The following is a 21,730-nucleotide window of genomic DNA, read 5'->3' on the forward strand; positions in this document are numbered from 1 at the left end:
GGAACGGAAAGCGACGGTTGTCAGGGGTTCCCCATTTATTCTCCAACCAGAAAGGGACTATCACAGAAAATCAGTTTTCACTGACTTTCTGGACAGCCCCTTTTTCATCTTAAAGATGGGTTTTGTCCCAGCCTCTTAGGAAAAGTTAACAATAATGTGGAACGCTGTTTACCGGGCCACAACCACCTCCACCCCATGGAGGTGGTGGATCAGAAGCCATTGAAGCAGTTGAAACAGAAAATACAATACCGAATGCCAATAATCCTGTCATTAATTTTTTCTTCATAACTTTCAACTCCTTTCTGAATGTTAAATCTATTATAACAAAGATAGAAGATGGAAATAGGATAAAAATAACAAAAATATCGACAGAATACTACTGTTTTCGATAATAAACGGATGAAAATGGAGAATTGTGTAGAGGAATTAATACAAAGTTCGAGGATTAAGCGAAGGAGTACACAATGAAACCAATCCAAGAAATCACAAAGATCGTTCACAAGCTGCTTATTGAGGCGTTGTAGGGCATCAACCAAGCTATTTGTGATTGGATGGCATCCGGTGGTAAAAAAGACGATCCGTATGTTTGGCCGTAGTTGCGGTATGCGGAACAGCTTATTAAGGAGTGATTGTTATGACCAGCGCCGCAAGGAATAAGGCGGAAATAAAAGATAGGGGAATTAATATTTATCCCTTGCCCCTTATAGATTCATGATTCTTAATTGTTAATTTCCGGAATAAATTTTCTGCTGGAATAAAGAAATACGAAAAAATGTGAAATTAAATACGTAAATAACATGATAACCAGCATTTACATTAAAATAACTATTTAAAAACAAGTAAAAACTCTAAGCGTTTTTTGGCGAAAATAAACTATCCCTTATTGAACTAAAGCCGAATTGAATGAATCAACTATTCCTCCTTGTCTATCTACCTCCTCACTATTAATGCATCTAGCCAGCATAACAGTTCCAAATAATACCCCTGCTTACAAATATTTTTTCACCATCGCTTATCCTTCCTTCTTATATTTCTAATAGTTTACACCTAAAAAAAGACATGCTTTCAATCAATTAATGTCATACAGGGGTCCGAAAATTAGCGCGTTTTAGAGTGTGTTTTCTCAATAACACCTATTCCTTTATTTTAGAAATAGTAAACTATCAATTGGTCGTTACAAAGATTTGGTAAATAGGCGTTACACAATATTAGAAAGTAGGTATGCTCACCACAAAATAATAAAAATTTACAGTTTTATTTTTCCTCTTGAATTTTGTTTCTTCAAAGATAATGTGCTGTTTTTTATACATCCTATATTTCAAAGTTCCATGCATGTATTCACATCAAAATTGAATACTAAGAGCAAAACATTTATTGCTTGGGAGTGGCGACTTGAAAAAAATCATTTTACCTCTCGTATTGCTATTGCTTCTGTATTGCGGATATGATCAGGCTTTCGCCGACAGAGGGAGGCAATATTATGAAGAGGCTGGACAAATCATATGGGAAATCAAAACCGAGGAAAAAGTGATTGCCCTAACGTTTGATGATGGGCCTCATCGGAAATATACGCCAGCAATATTGGATCTTCTGAAAGAGCATGATGCAAAGGCAACATTTTTCATCGTTGGCACGAATGCAGAGAAGAATCCTGACATTGTTTTGCGCATGTTTGAAGAAGGACATGAATTAGCGAATCATACGTATACCCACTCAAGTCGTATGAAAGTGCCTAACTTAGTGGATGAAATTAAAAGGACTCATGAAACGATATTTTCCATTACTGGGTATCACACGACTTTATTTCGACCTGTTGAAGGAGTCTATACGGATGAATTGGTAGACGCGGTTGCGAAGGAAGGGTATAAAATTGTCATGTGGTCATGGCATTTGGATACATTGGATTGGAAAAACATAGGTGTTAAAAAAATCGTAAATTTTGTATTGGATGGAGCAAAGGAAGGGAATGTAATCCTGTTCCATGACGGAGGAGGAAACCGCCAGCAAACAGTTAAATCGCTGGAAACGATTTTGCCTAAGCTAAAGCAGGAAGGATATAGGTTTGTTACCATTTCCGAGCTGATGGAGATTCAAACATCGACTGAGGATGAAAAGTTTGTTGAACAAAATAATGACTGAACTTTAGAGTACCCGAAACGATAGGCGCCATATTAATGAAAGTAATATAAATTGGACGTAGATTTCCTCGTTTTCTGTGTTTTGCTAATGGCTTATGATTGGTGAATACAACAGAAGAAAATGCACATTTGCGGGGCTTTATGCGTTTGAAATGAGTTGAGCGTATTTGACAAATTCATGCGTGCGGCAGGTGTAAATATGCTTGTAGTAACACTTTATGCGTGTATATGTCGGCCTTACAAGCTGAATACGGGTGAAACGGGAGATGCTCTCTAGCTAAGCGGTTCTTCGGAGTTAATTCAAAAGCATAATGGACATGCGCCGTTTTGAAGGGGACTTTGATGAATAAAATAAGGAATAACAACGGGGATGGAATCAATCTTAATTGAAAAAGGTGAAACGATGCCCTATACAATCGTCAATCAATTAATCCCTGAATCATTATATCGCTTGAAGTCACCGTACCCAATGGTGCCTGAATATGTAACGATCCATAATACTGCGAATGACGCCTCTGCTAAAAACGAAATTTCTTATATGCAGCGCAATACAGCGCCAACTTCCTTTCATGTAGCGATCGACGATCAATATGCAGTGCAAGCAATTCCATTCACCCGGAATGGTTGGCATGCCGGAGATGGACAAGGCCCGGGAAACCGGAAGTCGATCGGAATCGAGATATGCTACTCAAAATCTGGTGGGAAAAAATATGCTGAGGCGGAGGCCAATGCCATTGAATATATTGCTCACGTACTAAACCAGTACGGCTGGGGAGTGGAGCGGGTAAAATGGCATCGGGATTGGTCCGGAAAAAATTGTCCGCACCGAATATTCGATGAAGGTCGTGCGACAGAAGTGAAGAACCGGATTTCAAAACGGCTGCTTGAAATAAAAGGCATTGAAAAGGGGGAAGATAGTGTGGCCACACCAAATGAGCATATTCCGAGCGATACGCATAAGGCTGCATGGGAATGGGCGAAAGAGAAAGGCTTTTTGAATGGGGAATTTCCTCGAGAAACTTTGACCCGTCAACAATTTGCTACAGTTTTAATGCGATTGTACGAAGATTTGAACGCACGTTTTGATTCAAAGTGAAAATCGTATTTTGACGCATGACAATCTTTTATCTTTCATAAGATGGCGCAAGGGGGCGTTGTCTTGATGTATAACCGGGAAGCCGCTGTCCAGTATGCGGATGAGTGGTGGAATGGAAGGAACCAGGAATTTCCTTCATTCGATGTCGATTGCACGAATTTCATTTCACAATGCTTATTGGCAGGTGGGGCTCCGATGTACGGCTATCCGAATCGGGAGAGGGGCTGGTGGCTACAAGGGGGGACATGGAGCTTTAGCTGGTCAGTAGCCCATTCGATGCGCTGGTTTTTATCGGGCTCAAAGAAAGGATTGACTGCAAGGCAAGTGAAAACGGCTGCTGAACTCGACTTAGGCGATGTTATTTGTTATGACTTTCAAGGTGATGGGAGATTCGATCATACTACAATTGTCACCGATAAAGTCGGTGATACGCCACTGGTCAATGCACATACGTACGATGCCTATCATCGCACTTGGGATTACAAAGACTCCTATGCTTACTCGCCAAACGCGAAATACATTTTCTTTAAAATTAACGACCAATTTACTTGATGAAAAAAGACGGTCACTTAGAACCGTCTCAGACTGTAGACAAAGTATCTTTTCACTTTGTCTACAGTCATTTAAAGGTTTGTAGTCATGAAAAAGGTGTTTGCCCAGCTTGGCTTGAAAACGCTTGTCACGTGGAAGGCAGTCTAAGTGCGCGACGTCCGCAGTGCCTTAATTTCCGCAAAGGGCGCGTAAATACGGCAAATCGAACCCTTCGCCGTTCGATTGACTGCATGACCTGCATCGTGCAGGCCCNGGCGAGAAACGCAGTATGCGAGCGTTTGTCAAGCTGAGACGGTCACTTAGAACCGTCTTTTTGCTTGGTCAAAACCATAGAACAGCAAGCGTATCCTCGCCTGCGTGAACGGCGAGCGTAGAACTAATATTACCAATTTCCACTTCTAAATTAGGAAGCTGTTCGATTAGACATTTTTTTAAATGTTCTGCTTGAGCTTGTGCATTTCCATGCATAATGTAAATTTTTTTATTTCCATCTTGATGTCCCTCAACAACTTTATTGATCAAATATTGAAGCGCTTTCTTTTCTGATCGGACTTTGTCAATCGCCTGTAACGTGCCATCCTTTGTAATTTGAATGATCGGCTTCATTTTCAGCAAGCTACCTAAGAAAAACTGCACGCCACTCATTCTGCCGCCTTTGTACAATTGCTCCAACTGGCCAATAAGGATGTAATTTTGAAGCGTTCCTGCCATACATTCCAACTGATTTTTAATTTCATTCACAGAAGCGCTTGCATTTTGCAAGGCCATTCCTTTTTCAACCAAACCTGTGATGCCGTAGGACAATGAGTGCGAATCGATAAATGTAATAGGGAAGCCTGCGATTTTAGCACCTTCAATGGAAGATGACAGCGTGCCGCTCAATTTACCTGATACGTGCACTGCAATCCCTGTTTCGTATTTTTCTGCAATCTTTTTAAATTGTTCTGCAAACTCTCCAGGGGATGGCTGGGATGTTTTCGGCAGGGTGGGAGATTGTTTAATGTAGGTATATAATTCGTTCGGTGTTAAGTCAATCCCATCAATAAATTGCTTTTCACCGAAATGTATATTTAAAGGAATGGAAAATAAATCGGGATGTTGCTGCAATGTTTCAGATATGTATGCGGTGCTATCCACTATCCAGGCAATCGGCTTTTTATCCATGCAAATGATCTCCTAACTGCTTATGTTATTTCGTTAATAATATTATACTATGGAAAGTAATTTCTTCATATGAATATTTTACGATGACCGTTGGAATCATTATAGGCGTATGTGCAACAGCTCTCAAAGTGTAAAATTGTTGTATAATAGTTGGTAGTAAAGAAAAAGGGGAATCATTGAAATGAATGAGCAAGCATTATCGGTTCGGGACGCAATTATAGGAAGGCGATCTATCAAAAATTTTAATGGACAGCCGGTTGACGTTGAAAACATTATGGAAATCCTGAAAGATGCAACTTGGGCTCCGAACCACGGTGTAAGAAATCCATGGCGTTTCGTTGTCGCTGCAAATCAAGAGTATGTCGAATTTCAAGATGTATTGAAAGAATACGGCGTTCCGAAATGGAAAGAACTATCCGATGAGGAACTGGAAAAGCAGATGAAAAAATTTAGGACACCGGGCGCAGTCGTTTTCGTCATTGTTCCGGAGGATCCACGGCAGAAAGAAAGGCTGGAAGATTATGCAGGGGCAAGTATGCTAATCCAAAATGCAATGCTGTTAGCTTGGGACAAAGGGATCGGGACATGCTGGAAGACGCCCCCGTTCTTGGACAACCCTAAATTTAGGGATGAATTGGGCGTGAAAAATGGTGAACGGATTATTAGTATGCTGCAATTCGGCTATTTCGATGACATTCCAAAAGGGCGGACACGAACACCGATCGAAGAAATCGTAACGTATTACGGAGAACTTAAGAATCCAGACGAGAAATAAGTATTATGGGAAAGGTCGTACGCTGAGGCGATACACAATTGCAACCTAATTCAAATTGGTAGCAATACAGGATTTGGAACACAACCAAGAATAGTACAAAGTAAGGGAGTTAGCCGAAGCAATATAAAGTGATTGCAACACAAAGTGGGCAGTTAGAAAGTAACAGAAGATTAACGCATTAATAAAACGAATAGTTTGGATCATCGTTTGACAAGTACGTGAGGTCGATGAATCTGGAGTATAAGTAGTATGAGAAATGAAGTGTAGATGTTTATGAGCGGAGAAAAATAGATATGCAGCTTTGATCGGCTTTACTAAAGTTAAGGCAATTTTATGCGCTTTGAGGGCAGAGAATGCGTTTAAAGATTGATTGATGCATGTACTTATACGCTTATATCAGTATATTTGTTTTGAGTAGATAAGAGATAAAAATGTCCGGAAAGTCGGTTGACTTCCCGGACATTTATTATTTATTTAAATCATCTTTCGTGAATTCGGATAGCTCGTAATAATAATCGCCGATGACGCGTAGGCCTTTGTCGAAGTTCTCCAAATGGAAATGTTCGTTTGGAGCGTGGAAATTTTCGCTTGAAAGGCCAAAGCCCATTAGTACGACTGGCAAGTTTAGAATTTCATCGAATGCCGCAACGATTGGAATGGAGCCGCCCATACGTGTGAAAGCAGTCGGTACATTGTACACTTTTTCATACGATTTGCCTGCTGCTTGGATAGCTGGGTGGTCGAATGGCGTAATGAACGGTTTTCCTTTGTCGAATTCGCTGACCGTCACTGTAACGCCTGTAGGCTTATGCTTTTCGATATGCGCACGCAGTTTACGGACAATATCTTCCGGATCTTGGTCTGGAACGAGTCGGCAAGTAATTTTCGCTCCGGCTTCAGCTGGCAGGACAGTTTTAATGCCTTCTCCCGAAAATCCGCCGAAGACCCCATTCACTTCTAAAGTAGGGCGTGTCCAAGTTTGTTCCAAATAAGAGTAGCCTTTTTCTCCGAATAGTTCATTGACACCGATCTCTTCTTTTAAAGCTTCCTCATCGAAATTCAGTGCGCGATAAGCTTCACGCTCTTCATCGGCAAGTGGACGAACGTCATCATAAAAGCCTTCTACCGCGATCGTCCCTTCCTTGTCGTGGAAGGAGGAGAGGATATCAGCAATTGCATGAATTGGGTTTTGGACGCCGCCTCCGTAGATGCCGGAATGAAGATCTCCTTTTGCGCCGCGTACATCGATTTGTACACCCGCTAAGCCGCGCAATCCATAGCATATAGCAGGTTTTCCGGGGCCATACATACCCGTATCAGAAATGACGATAATGTCTGCGGATAATTTTTCTTTATTCTCCTCAATATACTTTTCAAGATTAGGGCTGCCGACTTCTTCTTCGCCTTCAATGATGAATTTTACATTTACAGGCAAGCTGCCGTTCTCTTTCATTAAAGCTTCAACAGCTTTTACGTGCATGAATACTTGGCCTTTGTCGTCGCTTGCGCCCCGTGCATACAATTTTCCGTCGCGCACTTCGGGCTCAAATGGACCGCTTTCCCAAAGATTCAAAGGATCGACAGGCTGTACATCGTAATGGCCGTAAACTAAGATTGTCGGTTTGCCTTCTGCGTGAAGCCAATCGCCGTATACAACCGGATGACCGTCAGTTTTATCGATCGATAAATTTTCAAGTCCTGCTTGCTTGAATGACTCCAACAGCCATTCCGCCGCTTTTTGCATATCTCCTTGATGGTCGGATAAGGCACTGATGCTTGGGATGCGTAAAAAATCTTTCAGCTGTTCCAAATGTGTTTCCCTGTTTTCTGTAAAGTATTTATCCAATGCTTGTAAATGGTCCATGTTCTTCCCTCATTTCGAAGTAATTTCGCTTATAGAAATAGTATAACAGACCGTCAAATAAATCGAGTATCATAACAGACGCATGGAGGAGGAATGTGGTATGATATCTAAAAGTTATGAGCTTGTAGACTAACAACTTCCGAAAACGTTTACAAATTTCAAAGTTGCAGGGAAGCTGTTAGTGAAAGAGGCTCGTATTTGCTGTTGAAGAACAGAAACTCCGGGAGGAATCGCTTTTGTTTATTGCACTAGGGTTCTTTTTATTCATGTCGTTCTTCCTTTCAGGGAGCGAAACGGCATTGACGGCGGTTAATCGAATGAAAGTTCAGTTGCGGGCGGATCAAGGAGATCAAAAGTCAATCAAGTTGAACAAGCTAATCTCCAAGCCCGACCGAATGATTACCGCCATTTTAATTGGCAATAACGTAGCCAATATTATGATGCCGACGATTGTTACAATGATTGCCATTGATAAAGGATGGCAGGTCGGTCTAATGACAGGTATTCTGACTGTCGTCATTATCGTATTTGGAGAGGTGTTGCCAAAAACACTTGCTGCGACTTTTGCCGATCGTATCGCATATATCGTAGCACCAACAATTTCGTTACTGGTAAAGGCTATGACGCCTTTAACATCACTTCTTTCTCTTTTCACAAATATATTCATCCGTATCATTTCTAAAGGAGCCGTTACGGAAGCAACATTGACGAAGGAAGAGCTTCGTTCCATGGTCGACATCGCTTCAACTGAAGGAACTTTCGAGCAAGAAGAGTCGCTTCGTTTGAAAGGTGTACTTGATTTTCCTGAGAAGGATGTATCTGATGTAATGGCAACACACCGTACAGATGTTGTTGGACTGCCGATTGACTCTACATACGAGGAAGTACGGGATACGATTTTAGAGTATTTTTACACGAGGTACCCGGTTTACGAAGAGAGCATCGATAGAATTGTAGGAGTTTTTTACTCAAAAATGTTTATCGAATGGTCGATGCATCCCGAAAAGAAATTATCCGATTTAATGGACGAGGATCCGTTGTTTGTCGTTCAAACATCAAGTGTTGAGAAAGTATTCAAGTTGATGTTAGCAAAGAAAAAGCATATGGCTGTCGTGTTGGATGAATACGGTGGAACGTTAGGCATCGTAACACATGAAGATATTATCGAAGAGATGATCGGGCAGGATATTGAAGATGAAACCGATTTCGATGAAGAAGTGCTCATTTATGAACATGACGACCATTGCTTAATTTGCCATGGCAGACTTGAAATTGTCGATGCGGTTGAACTGCTAAATGTGCCGTTACCAATGGACCATGAGACGATCGGCGGCTTCGTTATGCAAGAGTTGGGCCATGTGCCTGAACCTAAGGAGCGGTTTACATATGAAAATCTTTTCTTCGAAATTCAGGAAATGGATCGCAGCAGAATCGTGAAAATGAAAATTACAAAACGTTATGAAGATCCGGAAGAATAATCCGGGTCTTTTTTTCGGGGCTTGTAAAATGGTGTAGGCGCAAGTGAACACAAGACCTTGCCAGTAAGATTGCATTTCACGGTCCGTAAAACGGCAGCGTGCGCCAATAGTATAGAAAGATGCGCCAGAAAACCGAAGAGAACCGCCAGTAAAACGAGAATTTGCGCCAATAAAATCAAAATCTATGACTAAAACAACCGCATAATGATGATACGATTCACTCGATTCTATCGTTGTTCACATAATGTTCACGTTGACTTACAAGTTTGTAAGTAAAGTGAAAGGGAAAGCGATAGTTTGTAATATGGAAAAAGCCGATAATGAATTCAACAGTTACAAATCGGAGGCGTTATCGGATGAAAATGGATTTAACGGAGCTATATGAAGAGTATGGCAGATACATATATCATTTATGTTTGAAATTGACTCGTAATAAGGAAGAGGCAGAAGACCTCATGCAAGATGTTTGGGTGAAAGTTGTCCGCTATAGCGGCAAAATGGATAATGTTGACCGCATGAAAGCTTGGTTAACGACGATTTGCATGAATACGTTCCGGGATCGCTACCGCAAGGATGTTAGACGGAGCAAGCATGTTATGCACCAGCCGGAAACATTGGACGTGCCTATTTTGGACTTAATTCCGAGCGATCAAATGACACCTGTTGAAATGATTGAACAAAATGATGTTCAAACGATGGTTCAGCAGAAAATCAATGAATTGGACGGCATTTACCGTAAAACGATTGAATACTTTTATGTTCACCAATACTCTTTAATTGAAATCGCAGAACTAATGAAAGTATCAATCGGTACAGTGAAATCACGTTTATTCCGTGCGAAAAAGTATTTGAAAGAATTAATGATGGACGACACTGCTGTTCAGGAATATGTGCTGGTATAAGAAACTGCGTGCAACAGTTTATTACTATTTCCCCTATACTTTGAGGCTGCCCGTTTTGGGTAGTCTCTTTTTTTAGGACGCTGTTCATTGAACGAAGTTTCCTAACTTCCATTTTTCTTTTGTTTGTGATCGGTTCAGAAAGGGAAAATTCATAGATAGTTTCGTTGGATGGGGTTGAGAGTATGAGGAAATTTAAAGAAAGAATGCATGTAAAACAGTTGTTGGTTGTAAGCATTCTTTTATTTCTCTTCTTATATATTGGGGTTATTGTTTGGCATACGAATAAACCATTACCTGCAGGCATCAATTACGCAGGCGAATTACATAAGACAGATAGTATAGAAATGCTTGTTGATTTGACGTACGCGCAAAATGAGGAAGGGGATGGGATGGAGCACGAACTAACCATATTTGACGAAGTGTATAAGATGATTGACGAAGCCGAGTCTTTTATCGTGTTGGATTTCTTCTTAATGGATCATTATTCAGATGAACAAGTCGATTTCCCGGAGATTGCTCAGACGTTGACATCGAAGTTAATTGAAAAGAAACAGAACTCACCTAAAATGCGCATCGTTTACATTACTGATCCACTTAATATTGGATATGGTTCCTACAATTCTGTTTGGTTTGATCAGTTAGAGGAAGCGGGAATTGAAGTTGTCTATACCGATTTGGATAAGTTGCGTGATTCTACCCCGCTCTATTCTGGCTTGTATAGAACGATCTTTCAGTGGGGGACGAATGAAGGGAAGAAGGGGTGGATTCCGAACGCAATGGCAAGCGAAGCGCCGAAAATGACATTGTCCGCCTATTTGGTTTTGCTTAATGTGAAAGCAAATCATAGAAAGACAATTGTGACCGATCAAGCGGCAATTGTCACATCAGGCAATCCGCATAATGCGAGCGGTTTTCATGGCAATGTCGCCATGAAAGTAAAAGGGAGTGTGCTGAACGATATTTTGGAAGCAGAAGAGGCAGTTCTTCATTATACAAACGGCGGAACGTTGCCTCGCATTGAGACAACTAATGGTGAACAGGGAGAATATGAAGTGCAATATGTTACGGAAAAGAAAATTTTGGATACGCTCATGGCTGATATCGAAAAAACTGTCGAAGGGGATAAAATTCAAATGGGCATGTTTTTCATTGCGATGCCTGAAGTTGTGAAGGCGATTACGGATGCGGCCAATCGGGGTGTAGAGGTGGAAATGATTTTAGACCCGAACGAAAACTCCTTCGGCAATGAAAAATCAGGGTTGCCGAATCGGCCAGTCGTCCAACAAATGATGAAGGATTCAAACGGGAAGATTGAGATACGCTGGTATAATACTGTGATCGGCCAATACCATACGAAATTGGTTGCGATTCAAACAGAAGATAAAACATATATAACGAACGGCTCCGCCAATTTGACGGGCCGAACATTAGACAACTACAATTTGGAAGCGAATTTGCGGATCGTCGCTGATAATGATAGCAAACTTGTTCGGCAAATCAGAAGCTATTTCGATCGGCTATGGAATAATGAGGATGCTTTGTATACTGTAGATTTCGAGGAATATCAAAACACATTTACGTTTTTTCAAAGAGGTATTTATAAACTGCAAGAATTGTTGAAACTGACGACGTATTAATTGCTATGGAAAAGGCATTCAAGATACTTGCTGATGTACAATAGCTCAATATCGGGAGAGGTGAAACGAAATGGCTACTTCAGCGTGGCTGAAAACATTCATCAATATAGCTCAAAGAGAGTGTTTGAATGTAGGATTACTGCCTTTCGAAACAAACGACTTCACTTCTGTAAAGAGCTTAAATCGAGCTTTTTGTTAGATAGGTATACCGAACTTCTTGAGCAGCTTTAGATAGCCTTTGTTAAACAAACTGAGCGGGTGAGAAACATTTACTGTTTCATCACCCGCTCTATTAATTTGATAAAGTCGCCAATTGCTCATTCAGCTCTGCAAGCCTACTTTCCATTTTAGCTAAACGTTCCTCTGCTTTACGGACGGAGTCTTCATGTCCTGTCGATTCCAATTTTTCAATATCACCTTGTAAGGATATATAGTCCATTTTCAATTCAGCGATTTCATTTTCAATCTGTCTTTTATTCATAATAGAGGCCCCCAGTCAGTCGCTTTTCCCCTATTGTAGCATATCGGACATTTCCTTTCCGCTCGTCCCACGTTTCGGATATTCTAAATAATAGCGGATCGCTTCCAACACTGATTCCTTGCCGTTCCCTAAATTCAGTGCGAGTTGCCGATCTACAGCTCTTTGGCGAAGGGATTCATGGAGGAGAGGCTCCATAATGGCATTCAATAAATTCGATTGTTTTACTTTTCTGCCTAACCCTAAGTGGATGAAGCCGTGTTGCTCTTTTGGAAACGATAGTCCAACTTCAAATTCATTTTGTGACAGGACGATCGTCGGGATGCCTAATAGAGCGATTTCGTATGGCATATATCCTGAACTGCAAAGTATGACATCAGCGTCAGCATATACTTCCGGTACATGATAAGGTGGTTGCATAATGACTGTGTTTCTTCTTCCTAATGCCATCATCCGAAGTGTACTTACGTCATGCGGATAGCGTTCTCCGATTAAAATGGTCACCTTCAGAGGAATTTGAAGTTGAGATACGTGCCGCAATGCCCGATAAGACAAATTTCCTTCATCTTCTTCGCCAAACGAAATGACCAAATGTGGCAAAGGTCCGGGCGCTTTCTTTTTCAATCCGATTTTTGCAAATGGAAGATAGGACTCGTCCGCAATAAATAAATTCCGGTCAATAACGTAATGGTCCGCTACTTCTTCTGCTGTTTCACTATACAATGTTTGAAGGACGAGGTCTGCATGTTGTCCACCTTCGCCAAAATCATCAAAATGAAGGACAGATGGAACGATTTCTATAATTTTTTCCACTTCTTCAGAAAATGTTGAACCGGAATCTCGCACTAACAGATCTGGCCGCAGTACGGCAAGTGCCTGCAGCAGTGAAGAATTTTTTCCGATTTCTATCGATTTAAAGCCATCGGGGGCAGGAGGGGACTGTTCGCCGACTATGAACAAGCAATTTGCTTCTTCGGCTATTTCTTTTGCCAAATAGGCAGCTCGCCTTGCCGGATAATCGCCTTTGCCATCTGCTCGGGAAATGTAAAACGCTACAGTTTTCTTCTTTAAAACTTCGATTGGAATCACCCTTTCTCATCCTGTAAGAAACACTCTCCTTTCACCCTATGTTCAGTAAAATTGAGATATGTACAAATAGGTGGTTTGTCATTGAAAATATGTTAAAATAGCTTTTATTCTCAAGAGAGATGGGGGATTTTGTGTTTGATTCTTTGCTGTTCGACTTGATGCTTGTCATCCTGATCGGGATGCTGTCGCAATGGATCGCGTGGAAATATCGCATGCCTGCGATCGTCGTCATGTCGATTGCGGGACTATTGGTTGGACCCATTTTTGATTTGATCAATCCGAAAGAAAGTATGGGTGATCTCTTTAGTCCGATTATCACCTTCGCTGTAGCAATTATTTTGTTTGAAGGCAGTTTGAATTTAGATGTAAGGGAAATTAAAGGATTCAGTAAACCAGTTGGAAGGATTGTTACGTTCGGAGCATTCATCGCTTGGATTGCGGGTTCACTTGCAGCTCACTTTTTGGCCGGGCTTTCATGGGAAGTGGCGTTTATTATCGGGGGACTTTTCATCGTGACGGGACCGACCGTCATTTTGCCTCTGCTACGACAAGCGAAGCTGAAGCCGAGACCTGCAGCAATACTTAAATGGGAAGGAATTGTCGTTGACCCGTTTGGCGCATTGTTGGCCGTCTTCGCTTTTGAATTCATAAAGTTTATCAATAGTGAAGTGACGTTGAAATCGCTGCTATTATTCTTTGCGGCTTCGGCTTTTGCCGTCTTTTTAGGATGGATTGCAGCGCTATTGATCGGTAACTCGTTTGAGCGCGGAGCTATTCCCGAGTTTTTAAAGGCACCTATATTATTCGTCATTGTGTTGTTCATCTTCGTCTTGTCAGATGAAATTATGCATGAGACGGGGCTGTTAGCGGTAACCGCAATGGGGATGAAAATGGCCAATATGCGTTTGACGACATTGAATGATGTCCGACATTTCAAAGAAAACATATCAGTCCTGTTGATTTCTGGCATTTTTGTCATGCTGACCGCGTCTTTGGACCCGGAGATTTTATTGGAAATTACGAATCCGTCAATCATTCTATATGTGTTGGCAATGCTTTTCATCGTCCGTCCATTGTCGGTTTGGATATCGACGATCGGTACGGAGTTGAACGTCAGGGAAAAACTGCTCATTGGTTGGATTGCTCCACGAGGCATTGTTGCACTTACTGTTTCTGGCTATTTTGCAACGATCCTTTTGGAAAACGGGTATGAAGACGCGGAGTTGCTAACGGCGCTTACATTTGCCTTAGTGCTATCAACAGTCGTTCTTCACGGTTTCTCGATCGGGTTTATTGCCAAGAAGTTGAATTTAACGACGACAGACGAATCCGGAGTCTCCATTATTGGAGGTTCGCGTTTCTCTGCAGCTTTAGCGCAATCCATTAAAGAGACTGGAAATGAAGTGCTTTTGATCGATGAATCATGGGCAGCTCTTTCGGAGGCGAGAAAGTTAGGATTGAACAGTTATGTTGGGGATATTTTGTCGGAACAGATTGAGTACCACATCGATTTGACGCCATACCGTTATATGCTGTCAATGACAAAATCCGATATTTATAACGCGCATGTCTGTGCCGACTTTGTGCCGGACCTTGGAAGAGATCATCTGTTCCAAACTGCTTTCCATGTCGGAAAAGATATTGAGACTTTTACAATTTCGGGAGGGCAAACGCTGTTCCAGCCATCCATTTCCATTTATAGCTTAGAAGAGAGGATGCATGCTGGTCATGTCATTCGAAAGACGCTCATAACAAAGCAATATAGTTACACTCAATACTTGCGGGAGCGGGACGATAAATCCATCTTGCTTTACATTCTCCGTGAAGATGGTTCTATCGAATTTTTCACTCCGAAAAGAGAATTGCAAGCAGTTGCAGGCGATGCAATTATTGCGTTGACTTCTCCTGCAAAAACGATTGAGCGGGTAAAAGAAAGATTGGATGTAGAAAATGGCGGAAGCGGCTTGCCTTATGAAAAAATTGAAGAACTATTCACTGAGGATACGAATGGCAATAGGCCAACGATTCCCGGAGATGCTCCTCAATCTAAAAAGTGAAGTAAGGCCGGTAGAGCTTAATTAAGGTCACCGGCCTATTTCTTTGGTACGATGGATAATGGAAAACAGCTTTGAGGAGGATGTTCAGTGAAAGTTTTGTTTGTGGACGGGACCATTATCGGCAGCAAAACAGGCGCAGTGCTTGAACAAGTCCGCACGTATATAAAAGATACGGGGTGCGGCTATGAGTTGGAACTTGTAAGTCTATCGGATTATACCCATCAATTTGTCGATGGACGTCCGATTGAGCAGTATAATGAAGATATGCAAAAACTATCTCGGAAGTTTGAGGAGGCGGACGGCTATATTATCGCCACTCCGATTTTCCAAGGTTCGATTCCAGGCGTACTCAAAAATGCGTTTGACATGCTTCATCCGCATACGATGCGCTATAAACCGGTATCGATTGTAGCAAATGGCGGTACATATCAGCACCACTTAGTTGTTGAAAATCAATTAAAGCCAATATTAGACTATTTCCGATGCCTGGTAACGCCAAACTATGTCTATACCCATTCAGGTCATTTTGATGAAAACAATCGGATTACAGACGATGAAATTCATAAACGTCTAAAAGAAATGGCAAGTGTCTTTGTGAAATATGCAGAAATGAGCAAAGATTTGTCAAGAGACGCAATCGATGAAAATTAATGTACGAATAACTTTCAAATAAATCGTAAGGCTGAAGCTGGTGTTGAAACGAAAATTGTTTCTTCACCAGTTTTTGTTGTGGAGAAATACTGGTGCGTTTAAGTTGCAGCCATTACGTGAACAATGTGGAGCGTTTGTGATTCGATTGGCATCGGAACGGTTCTTCCGTATAATTGGTGTATGTAGAAAGGGGATTTTGTTATGTCCAAATCAGTAGTATTAGCCGAGAAGCCCTCGGTAGGGCGGGATATTGCGAGGGTGTTAGGCTGTAATAAAAAAGGTAATGGCTTTTTAGAAGGACCAAAATATATTGTGACATGGGCGTTGGGGCATCTTGTTACGCATGCGGATCCTGAAGGATATAGCAATGAATACAAGGAATGGAAGTTAGAGCATTTGCCGATACTTCCAGCCCCTTTCAAATTGACGCCTATTCGCCAGACGACAAAGCAATACAACGCGGTGAAGGCGCAATTAAGGCGTAATGACGTCAATGAAGTGATCATCGCGACAGATGCAGGCCGTGAAGGGGAATTGGTCGCGCGTTGGATTTTAGAAATGGCAAAAAACCGCAAGCCGGTAAAACGGCTTTGGATTTCATCTGTTACGGATAAGGCAATCAAGGATGGCTTTAATCATTTAAAAGACGGTCGAGCCTACGAAAATTTATACGAAGCGGCTGTTGCGCGTGCGGAAGCTGATTGGGTCGTCGGCATAAACGCGACGAGAGCTTTAACGGTGAAATATAACGCACAATTATCGACAGGACGCGTACAGACGCCGACATTGTCGATGATTGCAGAGCGTGAAAGACAAATTCGCGAGTTTAAGCCGAAAACGTATTACGGCATGCAAGCATTGACGGAAAGTGTAAAATTCACTTGGCAAAATGGAGATGGGCAAACACAATCTTTCGACAAAGAATTAATTGATCGGAAATTGGCTGCTTTGGACGGGATTCATTCCGGAACGGTAAAAGATGTGAAAACGACGCCGAAATCCCAACCGGCTCCTTCTTTATTCGACTTGACTGAACTGCAAAAAGAAGCGCATAAACGGTGGTCGTGGTCGGCGAAAGAGACGTTGTCGACACTCCAAAATTTGTATGAACGGCATAAGGCAGTTACCTATCCAAGGACAGACTCCAAGCATTTGACGTCAGACATGGCGGGAACGATGAAGGAGCGCATTAAAGCTGTTGATATTGGACCATACCGCAAATTGACTTCAGTGTTGTTGCGCAAAAATGCGTTTAAACCGCAAAAGGGCGTCATTGACGATAAGCGCGTATCCGATCACCATGCGATCATACCGACAGAAGAGACGCCGATTATGCAAAGTCTTTCCGATAAAGAACAGCGATTGTACGACCTTATTGTGAAACGGTTCTTAGCTGTGTTTTTCGGTCCGTTCCGCTATGACCAAGTGACGGTTGAGTTGGAAGCAGGTGGCGAGAAGTTCACAGCAAAAGGCCGGACGGTAACGGATGAAGGGTGGAAGGCTGTTTATTCCACCGATGATATAGAAGAAGATACGGATCGGCTTCCGGCATTCCAAAAAGGGGAGAGCTTAAAAATTCGCGCCATCATTAGGACAGAAGGACAGACAAAGCCCCCTGCACGGTTTAATGAAGGGACTTTGCTTGCGGCGATGGAAAATCCAGCACAATTCATGGCTGGCGAATCGAAAGATCTGATCAAGACACTTGGCGAGACGGGCGGATTAGGAACAGTCGCTACCCGAGCGGATATTATTGAAAAACTGTTCAGCTCCTTCGTCATTGAAAAGAAAGGGAATGACATTTATACGACTTCGAAAGGAAGGCAGCTCCTTGAATTAGTGCCGGATGATTTGAAGTCTCCTGCTTTGACGGCTGAATGGGAGCAAAGCTTAACGAAAATCGCGAATGGAAAAATGAAAAAAGAATCGTTCATGAAAGAAATGATTGATTTCTCGAAGAAAACGGTAAAGGAAATTAAGACGGATGACAAAAAGTTCCGCCATGATAACGTTACAGGAAAAATGTGCCCTGATTGTGGCAAACCGTTGTTGGAAGTAAACGGTAAACGTGGCAAAATGCTCGTCTGCCAAGATCGGGAATGTGGGCACCGACGCAATGTATCGACATTGACGAATGCACGCTGTCCGAACTGCAAGAAAAAGTTGGAGCTACGTGGAGAGGGAGATGGACGTATTTTCGTTTGCAAATGCGGCTACCGGGAGAAATTGTCCGCATTCGAAAAACGGCGTGCAAATTCAGGCGGCAAGAAAGCGGATAAGCGAGATGTACAAAAATACTTAAAAAAACAGGAAGAACCAGTAAATACAGCGCTGGCGGATGCGCTAAAGCAACTATTTGAAAAATAAGTTTTTAGAGTCTTTTGTCCGATATAAGCCTTTGGAAAAAATGGGTATAATTTTGATACATCTACCTTTAAAAAAGATACCCATTTGATCGGAGGTACAGGACATGAATGCCGTGATGACATTCGCATCCGCAGCAGACCAGCTGCAAAGATATAATTCGATCCGAAGAAGAAATGCCGAAGCTGCATATGATCGCCAAGCGGCGTATAATGGTCGCAATCAAAAGACACTTTCTGAATTAGAGGCATTGTTGCGTGGAGATCAAGAACCTGAAGCTCCTGTTGAAACGAAAGAGTTTCAAAAATTAGATGCGGGGCAAATGAAACAAATATCGATGCCGATTGGCAAGTCGCTCGAAGAAACAATTGATCTTTGGCGCGACGTTCGCAGGGAAGCCATTTCCGTCCCTGCACCAACGACTGCTGACCAACAGTTGGCAGCGACTGCTTCCGCAAAAATCCGTGAAACCGAAGCACAGCTTTCTATCCAAAGGAAAGCGGAGGCGGAACTGAATGCGGCTACTGCTGAACAGCGGTTGCCATTCAAAATGGCATCAGTCAATATTCCTTTTAAAGTGGGAAGCATCGAAACCTTAGAGAAAAAGCAATTTACAAAAGCAATCTCCGCCTACACGATCCAAGTAGAGGCGAAAAAGAAAGGCTATGCAATCGAATGGCCTATTTTCTCAAGAACAGCGTAAAAAAGCTGTAGGCTTCTCATAGTGGGTTCGGTTAATGGGGAGAAAATATTAAAACATAGAGTGCAGGGACATCAGTTCACATAAGAATTGATGTCCCTGTTTTTCTTCCAACAACATGTAGATGCTTTCTATTGATGAATTGGAATCACAATTCGCGTTGAAATACACAGAATATAATGGAATATCTTTAGGGGTGAGTCTTTGCTTTTAAATTAAAGGAGTGGTGAGCATTTTATGTATTTAAATAACTATGCCAAAATAATAGTGAATATTGGGGTGGCAGTTGAAAAGGGTGATTTAATAAAGATCAATTTTTCTTCTGAACATCTGCCTTTAGTTCGTGAGATCTCAAAAGAAGCTTATAAGAGTGGGGCCCAATTTGTTTCACTTAATCTACGGGATCCGGAAATTGAAAAGATTCGAGTGCGTTATCTAAAAGAGGAATTTTTAGGGAGCTTCCCAAAATCCGAAGTTGAAAATGAATTGAATTATGCAAAGTCTGGTTATTCAACAATAACAATAGTTGCACCGACGTTTGTAGATGAGGATTACGATTCGGTTGAAAGAGCTTCTATAATTAATAAAGCAAAATCAATCGCTATGAGTCCTTGCCGATCTTTTGGAATGGAAAATCATCATAAATGGGTAGTCGTCAATGCACCGACTAAGGAATGGGCAATGCAAGTTTTCCCAGAACACCCTGAAAATAAAGCAATCGAACTTTTATGGAATCATATATTCGACGTAACAAAATCAAATGAGCAAAATCCAGTATCAGCTTGGCAACAACAGGATGGTATCCTGAAAAATATAGCTAAAAGGTTGAACAAGTTTCAATTTTCCGCGTTGCGATTTATTAGTGAAAAAACGGATTTAACCGTTTCGTTAGTCAAAAACCATGTTTGGTTAGGTGGATCAGAAACAACCAAAGACGGAAAAGTATTCATGTCAAACATTCCTGTTGAAGAAGTTTGGACAATGCCAAATAAGTATCATGTTAATGGATATGTTTCCATTACAAAACCAATTATTTTAGCAGGAGAGACTATTCAAGATCTAAAGCTATTCTTTGAAAATGGAAAAGTTACAAGAATTGAACCACAGCACCAAGTCGTTCTTGATTTTCTTCTAACCGATGAAGGAGCGAATAGGATTGGTGAAGTTGCCCTTGTTTCAGCATACTCGGGAATTGCTAAAACTAATATTACTTTCAAAAGTACACTACTTGATGAAAATGCAGCTTGTCATATTGCATTAGGTCAAGCGTACATTGATAATATTTTGGATGGACCTTTAAAGAATGAAGAAGAACTAACAGAGTTAGGTATGAATCGATCAGCTGTTCATGAAGATATTATGTTTGGTGATCGCTCCATGAGTGTCTACGGATTATTAGAAAAGGAAGAAATTCTAATAATGGAAAACGGAAAATATAGGTTTGAATTTTCTTGTATCTATAAATGCCTGAGTAGGAATGTGTAGATTACTTTAGAGCTCTTTTCATGTTGCAACTAATAATGGAGGGTATGTATGGGAAAGAATGCAAAGGTTTTATTTTTTTTATTGATGATACTAATTTTATCTGCATGTAATAATGTCGCTGAAAATCAATCAGTAGAAGGTTTAGATGGTATAACTGATCATTCTAACGATAAAGAAGATCAAGCTCAAATTCTAAAGATAGATTCAGACCTAAAAGTAAAGGATGGCTGGCATATTGTACCAGAAGGTGTGAATGCAATGACGATCTCCGCAGAAGTAGAGAATGTTGAAACAATATTATTTTGGATAACCCCAACAGGAACAGGGACATGGGGGGGAAGAACGCTTATTGGTTACGACATAGATGGGAATGATGGCTGGTCCATTGAATGGGAATTTGGTGAAAGGATATTCCACGACCATATTACTGTTCAGGCCTTGGGAAGCGATTTTGCAACACAAGTAAGTGAGACTTTGAATGTACATTCCGTTAGCAAGACGGATGAGGAATAGTATGTAGGAAAATTGCTTGTTTGGTAGCTTATACTACTTAAACTAACTGGGGCGATTTTAACAAAGCAATATCAATTTGATAATTTTAATGAAGCTGGGAAAACTACACCTAAAGAGTATTTGAGGTGATTAAAAATGACCAAATTCATTTCGCTATTGTTAATATCATTTTGTTTGTTGTTTTTCTTGACCATAGATGCAACTGCAAACGATAACCCCAGTCCTTATGAAGAGATTTATCCCGAAACAGGTTACAAAACTGTGGAAGCTGCATTGGACGATTTTGAACAACATTTCAAACAAAAACTCCCGCTTAGAGTACCACCAATAAGCTTTACCCATCATTTTGGTAGGTTTAGTGATTTAGATGGCGACATGAATGACGCATTTGAAGTGAAATTTATAAATGATCAACTATCTGAAAATCATTATAAAATTAATGTTCGACCGGTAAAGAATTATATTCCTATAAGAGAGAAGTACGTAGTAAAAACCTATGAATTAAAAAATGGGGTTGTAGCCAACTATATGACGATTTTAGGATTTAATGTGCTTGTTTTCGAGATAGACGATTTGCAATACATGATAAGTATTGATAAACGGGTATCAGATAAAGTTACTCCTGAAGCCTTGTTAGATATAGCCAATTCAATTGATTATTGATTCAAATTGGAAGTTTTTTTAGTGAACGTGTGCTTTACTTCAATTTTGGGGGCGGCACCTTTTATACCTAAGTAGGTTAGTACAAATTTTTTTAGTGGAGAAGGATTTTTTGCTGTCAAAGCCG

General features: G+C 41.2%; 20 protein-coding genes. 15 read left to right on the top strand and 5 right to left on the bottom strand.

From position 1 onward, the window contains the following. Positions 1–145 precede the first annotated feature (145 nt). Positions 146–286 carry a hypothetical protein gene (locus ACFQ38_RS07445; protein WP_381480252.1) on the bottom strand — a complete coding sequence of 47 codons (141 nt, stop codon included), beginning with the start codon at positions 284–286 and terminating at the stop codon, positions 146–148. 241 nt (positions 287–527) lie between these two features. On the opposite strand from ACFQ38_RS07445, the gene ACFQ38_RS07450 reads away from it, so the two are divergent. The 4 genes from ACFQ38_RS07450 (at position 528) to ACFQ38_RS07465 (ending at position 3,786) form a co-directional block, all read left to right on the top strand. After that, the gene (locus ACFQ38_RS07450; protein ID WP_381480264.1) at positions 528–596 is read left to right on the top strand and encodes a DUF6877 family protein; all 69 of its coding nucleotides are present in this window, start codon (positions 528–530) and stop codon (positions 594–596) included. 796 nt (positions 597–1,392) lie between these two features. Beyond that, on the top strand, positions 1,393–2,139 hold the full coding sequence (locus ACFQ38_RS07455) for a polysaccharide deacetylase family protein (protein ID WP_381480253.1): 747 nt from the start codon (positions 1,393–1,395) through the stop codon (positions 2,137–2,139). Positions 2,140–2,508: 369 nt separating this feature from the next. Further along, positions 2,509–3,234, top strand: coding sequence for a peptidoglycan recognition protein family protein (locus tag ACFQ38_RS07460; RefSeq protein ID WP_381480254.1), 726 nt, complete (start codon positions 2,509–2,511; stop codon positions 3,232–3,234). 66 nt (positions 3,235–3,300) lie between these two features. Further along, on the top strand, positions 3,301–3,786 hold the full coding sequence (locus ACFQ38_RS07465) for an amidase domain-containing protein (protein ID WP_381480265.1): 486 nt from the start codon (positions 3,301–3,303) through the stop codon (positions 3,784–3,786). 321 nt (positions 3,787–4,107) lie between these two features. Here ACFQ38_RS07465 and ACFQ38_RS07470 read toward each other — a convergent pair whose 3' ends face one another. Continuing rightward, positions 4,108–4,950 carry a DegV family protein gene (locus ACFQ38_RS07470; protein WP_381480255.1) on the bottom strand — a complete coding sequence of 281 codons (843 nt, stop codon included), beginning with the start codon at positions 4,948–4,950 and terminating at the stop codon, positions 4,108–4,110. A gap of 181 nt (positions 4,951–5,131) precedes the next feature. Between ACFQ38_RS07470 and ACFQ38_RS07475 the strand changes: the two genes are divergently transcribed. Then, on the top strand, positions 5,132–5,725 hold the full coding sequence (locus ACFQ38_RS07475; protein WP_336822899.1) for a nitroreductase family protein: 594 nt from the start codon (positions 5,132–5,134) through the stop codon (positions 5,723–5,725). Between the two features lie 466 nt (positions 5,726–6,191). On the opposite strand, the gene ACFQ38_RS07480 is transcribed toward ACFQ38_RS07475, so the two are convergent. Further along, entirely contained in the window at positions 6,192–7,589 is a 1,398-nt protein-coding gene (locus ACFQ38_RS07480) for a dipeptidase (protein WP_381480256.1), read from the bottom strand. A gap of 236 nt (positions 7,590–7,825) precedes the next feature. On the opposite strand from ACFQ38_RS07480, the gene ACFQ38_RS07485 reads away from it, so the two are divergent. From ACFQ38_RS07485 to ACFQ38_RS07495, 3 genes are all read left to right on the top strand, one after another. Then, complete coding sequence (locus tag ACFQ38_RS07485) at positions 7,826–9,067, top strand: hemolysin family protein (protein ID WP_336822897.1); 1,242 nt, start codon at positions 7,826–7,828, stop codon at positions 9,065–9,067. Positions 9,068–9,423: 356 nt separating this feature from the next. Next, positions 9,424–9,969 (top strand): RNA polymerase sigma factor, encoded by a 546-nt coding sequence (locus tag ACFQ38_RS07490; protein ID WP_336822896.1) that lies wholly within the window; start codon positions 9,424–9,426, stop codon positions 9,967–9,969. A gap of 182 nt (positions 9,970–10,151) precedes the next feature. Beyond that, positions 10,152–11,606 carry a phospholipase D family protein gene (locus ACFQ38_RS07495; protein WP_381480257.1) on the top strand — a complete coding sequence of 485 codons (1,455 nt, stop codon included), beginning with the start codon at positions 10,152–10,154 and terminating at the stop codon, positions 11,604–11,606. Between the two features lie 292 nt (positions 11,607–11,898). Here the strand turns inward: ACFQ38_RS07495 and ACFQ38_RS07500 are convergent, their stop codons facing one another. Further along, positions 11,899–12,087 (bottom strand): SE1832 family protein, encoded by a 189-nt coding sequence (locus tag ACFQ38_RS07500; RefSeq protein WP_336822894.1) that lies wholly within the window; start codon positions 12,085–12,087, stop codon positions 11,899–11,901. Positions 12,088–12,117: 30 nt separating this feature from the next. Beyond that, on the bottom strand, positions 12,118–13,173 hold the full coding sequence (locus ACFQ38_RS07505) for a CMP-N-acetylneuraminic acid synthetase (protein WP_336822893.1): 1,056 nt from the start codon (positions 13,171–13,173) through the stop codon (positions 12,118–12,120). 131 nt (positions 13,174–13,304) lie between these two features. On the opposite strand from ACFQ38_RS07505, the gene ACFQ38_RS07510 reads away from it, so the two are divergent. The 7 genes from ACFQ38_RS07510 (at position 13,305) to ACFQ38_RS07540 (ending at position 21,606) form a co-directional block, all read left to right on the top strand. After that, complete coding sequence (locus ACFQ38_RS07510; protein ID WP_381480258.1) at positions 13,305–15,230, top strand: cation:proton antiporter; 1,926 nt, start codon at positions 13,305–13,307, stop codon at positions 15,228–15,230. 87 nt (positions 15,231–15,317) lie between these two features. Continuing rightward, a complete protein-coding gene (locus ACFQ38_RS07515; RefSeq protein ID WP_336822891.1) occupies positions 15,318–15,881 on the top strand; it encodes an NADPH-dependent FMN reductase in 564 nt (187 codons plus the stop codon). Positions 15,882–16,082: 201 nt separating this feature from the next. Continuing rightward, the gene (locus ACFQ38_RS07520) at positions 16,083–18,248 is read left to right on the top strand and encodes a DNA topoisomerase III (RefSeq protein ID WP_336822890.1); all 2,166 of its coding nucleotides are present in this window, start codon (positions 16,083–16,085) and stop codon (positions 18,246–18,248) included. A gap of 103 nt (positions 18,249–18,351) precedes the next feature. Continuing rightward, positions 18,352–18,948 carry a hypothetical protein gene (locus ACFQ38_RS07525; protein ID WP_336822889.1) on the top strand — a complete coding sequence of 199 codons (597 nt, stop codon included), beginning with the start codon at positions 18,352–18,354 and terminating at the stop codon, positions 18,946–18,948. A 234-nt stretch (positions 18,949–19,182) separates the two neighbouring features. Continuing rightward, positions 19,183–20,430, top strand: coding sequence for an aminopeptidase (locus tag ACFQ38_RS07530; protein WP_381480259.1), 1,248 nt, complete (start codon positions 19,183–19,185; stop codon positions 20,428–20,430). Positions 20,431–20,478: 48 nt separating this feature from the next. Continuing rightward, positions 20,479–20,943, top strand: a complete 465-nt coding sequence (locus ACFQ38_RS07535) for a hypothetical protein (RefSeq protein ID WP_381480260.1) — start codon at positions 20,479–20,481, stop codon at positions 20,941–20,943. A 135-nt stretch (positions 20,944–21,078) separates the two neighbouring features. Next, positions 21,079–21,606, top strand: a complete 528-nt coding sequence (locus ACFQ38_RS07540; RefSeq protein WP_381480261.1) for a hypothetical protein — start codon at positions 21,079–21,081, stop codon at positions 21,604–21,606. The last annotated feature ends 124 nt before the right edge of the window (positions 21,607–21,730 follow it).

It is taken from the genome of Sporosarcina contaminans (genome assembly GCF_042679045.1).
Lineage (GTDB): Bacteria > Bacillota > Bacilli > Bacillales_A > Planococcaceae > Sporosarcina > Sporosarcina contaminans.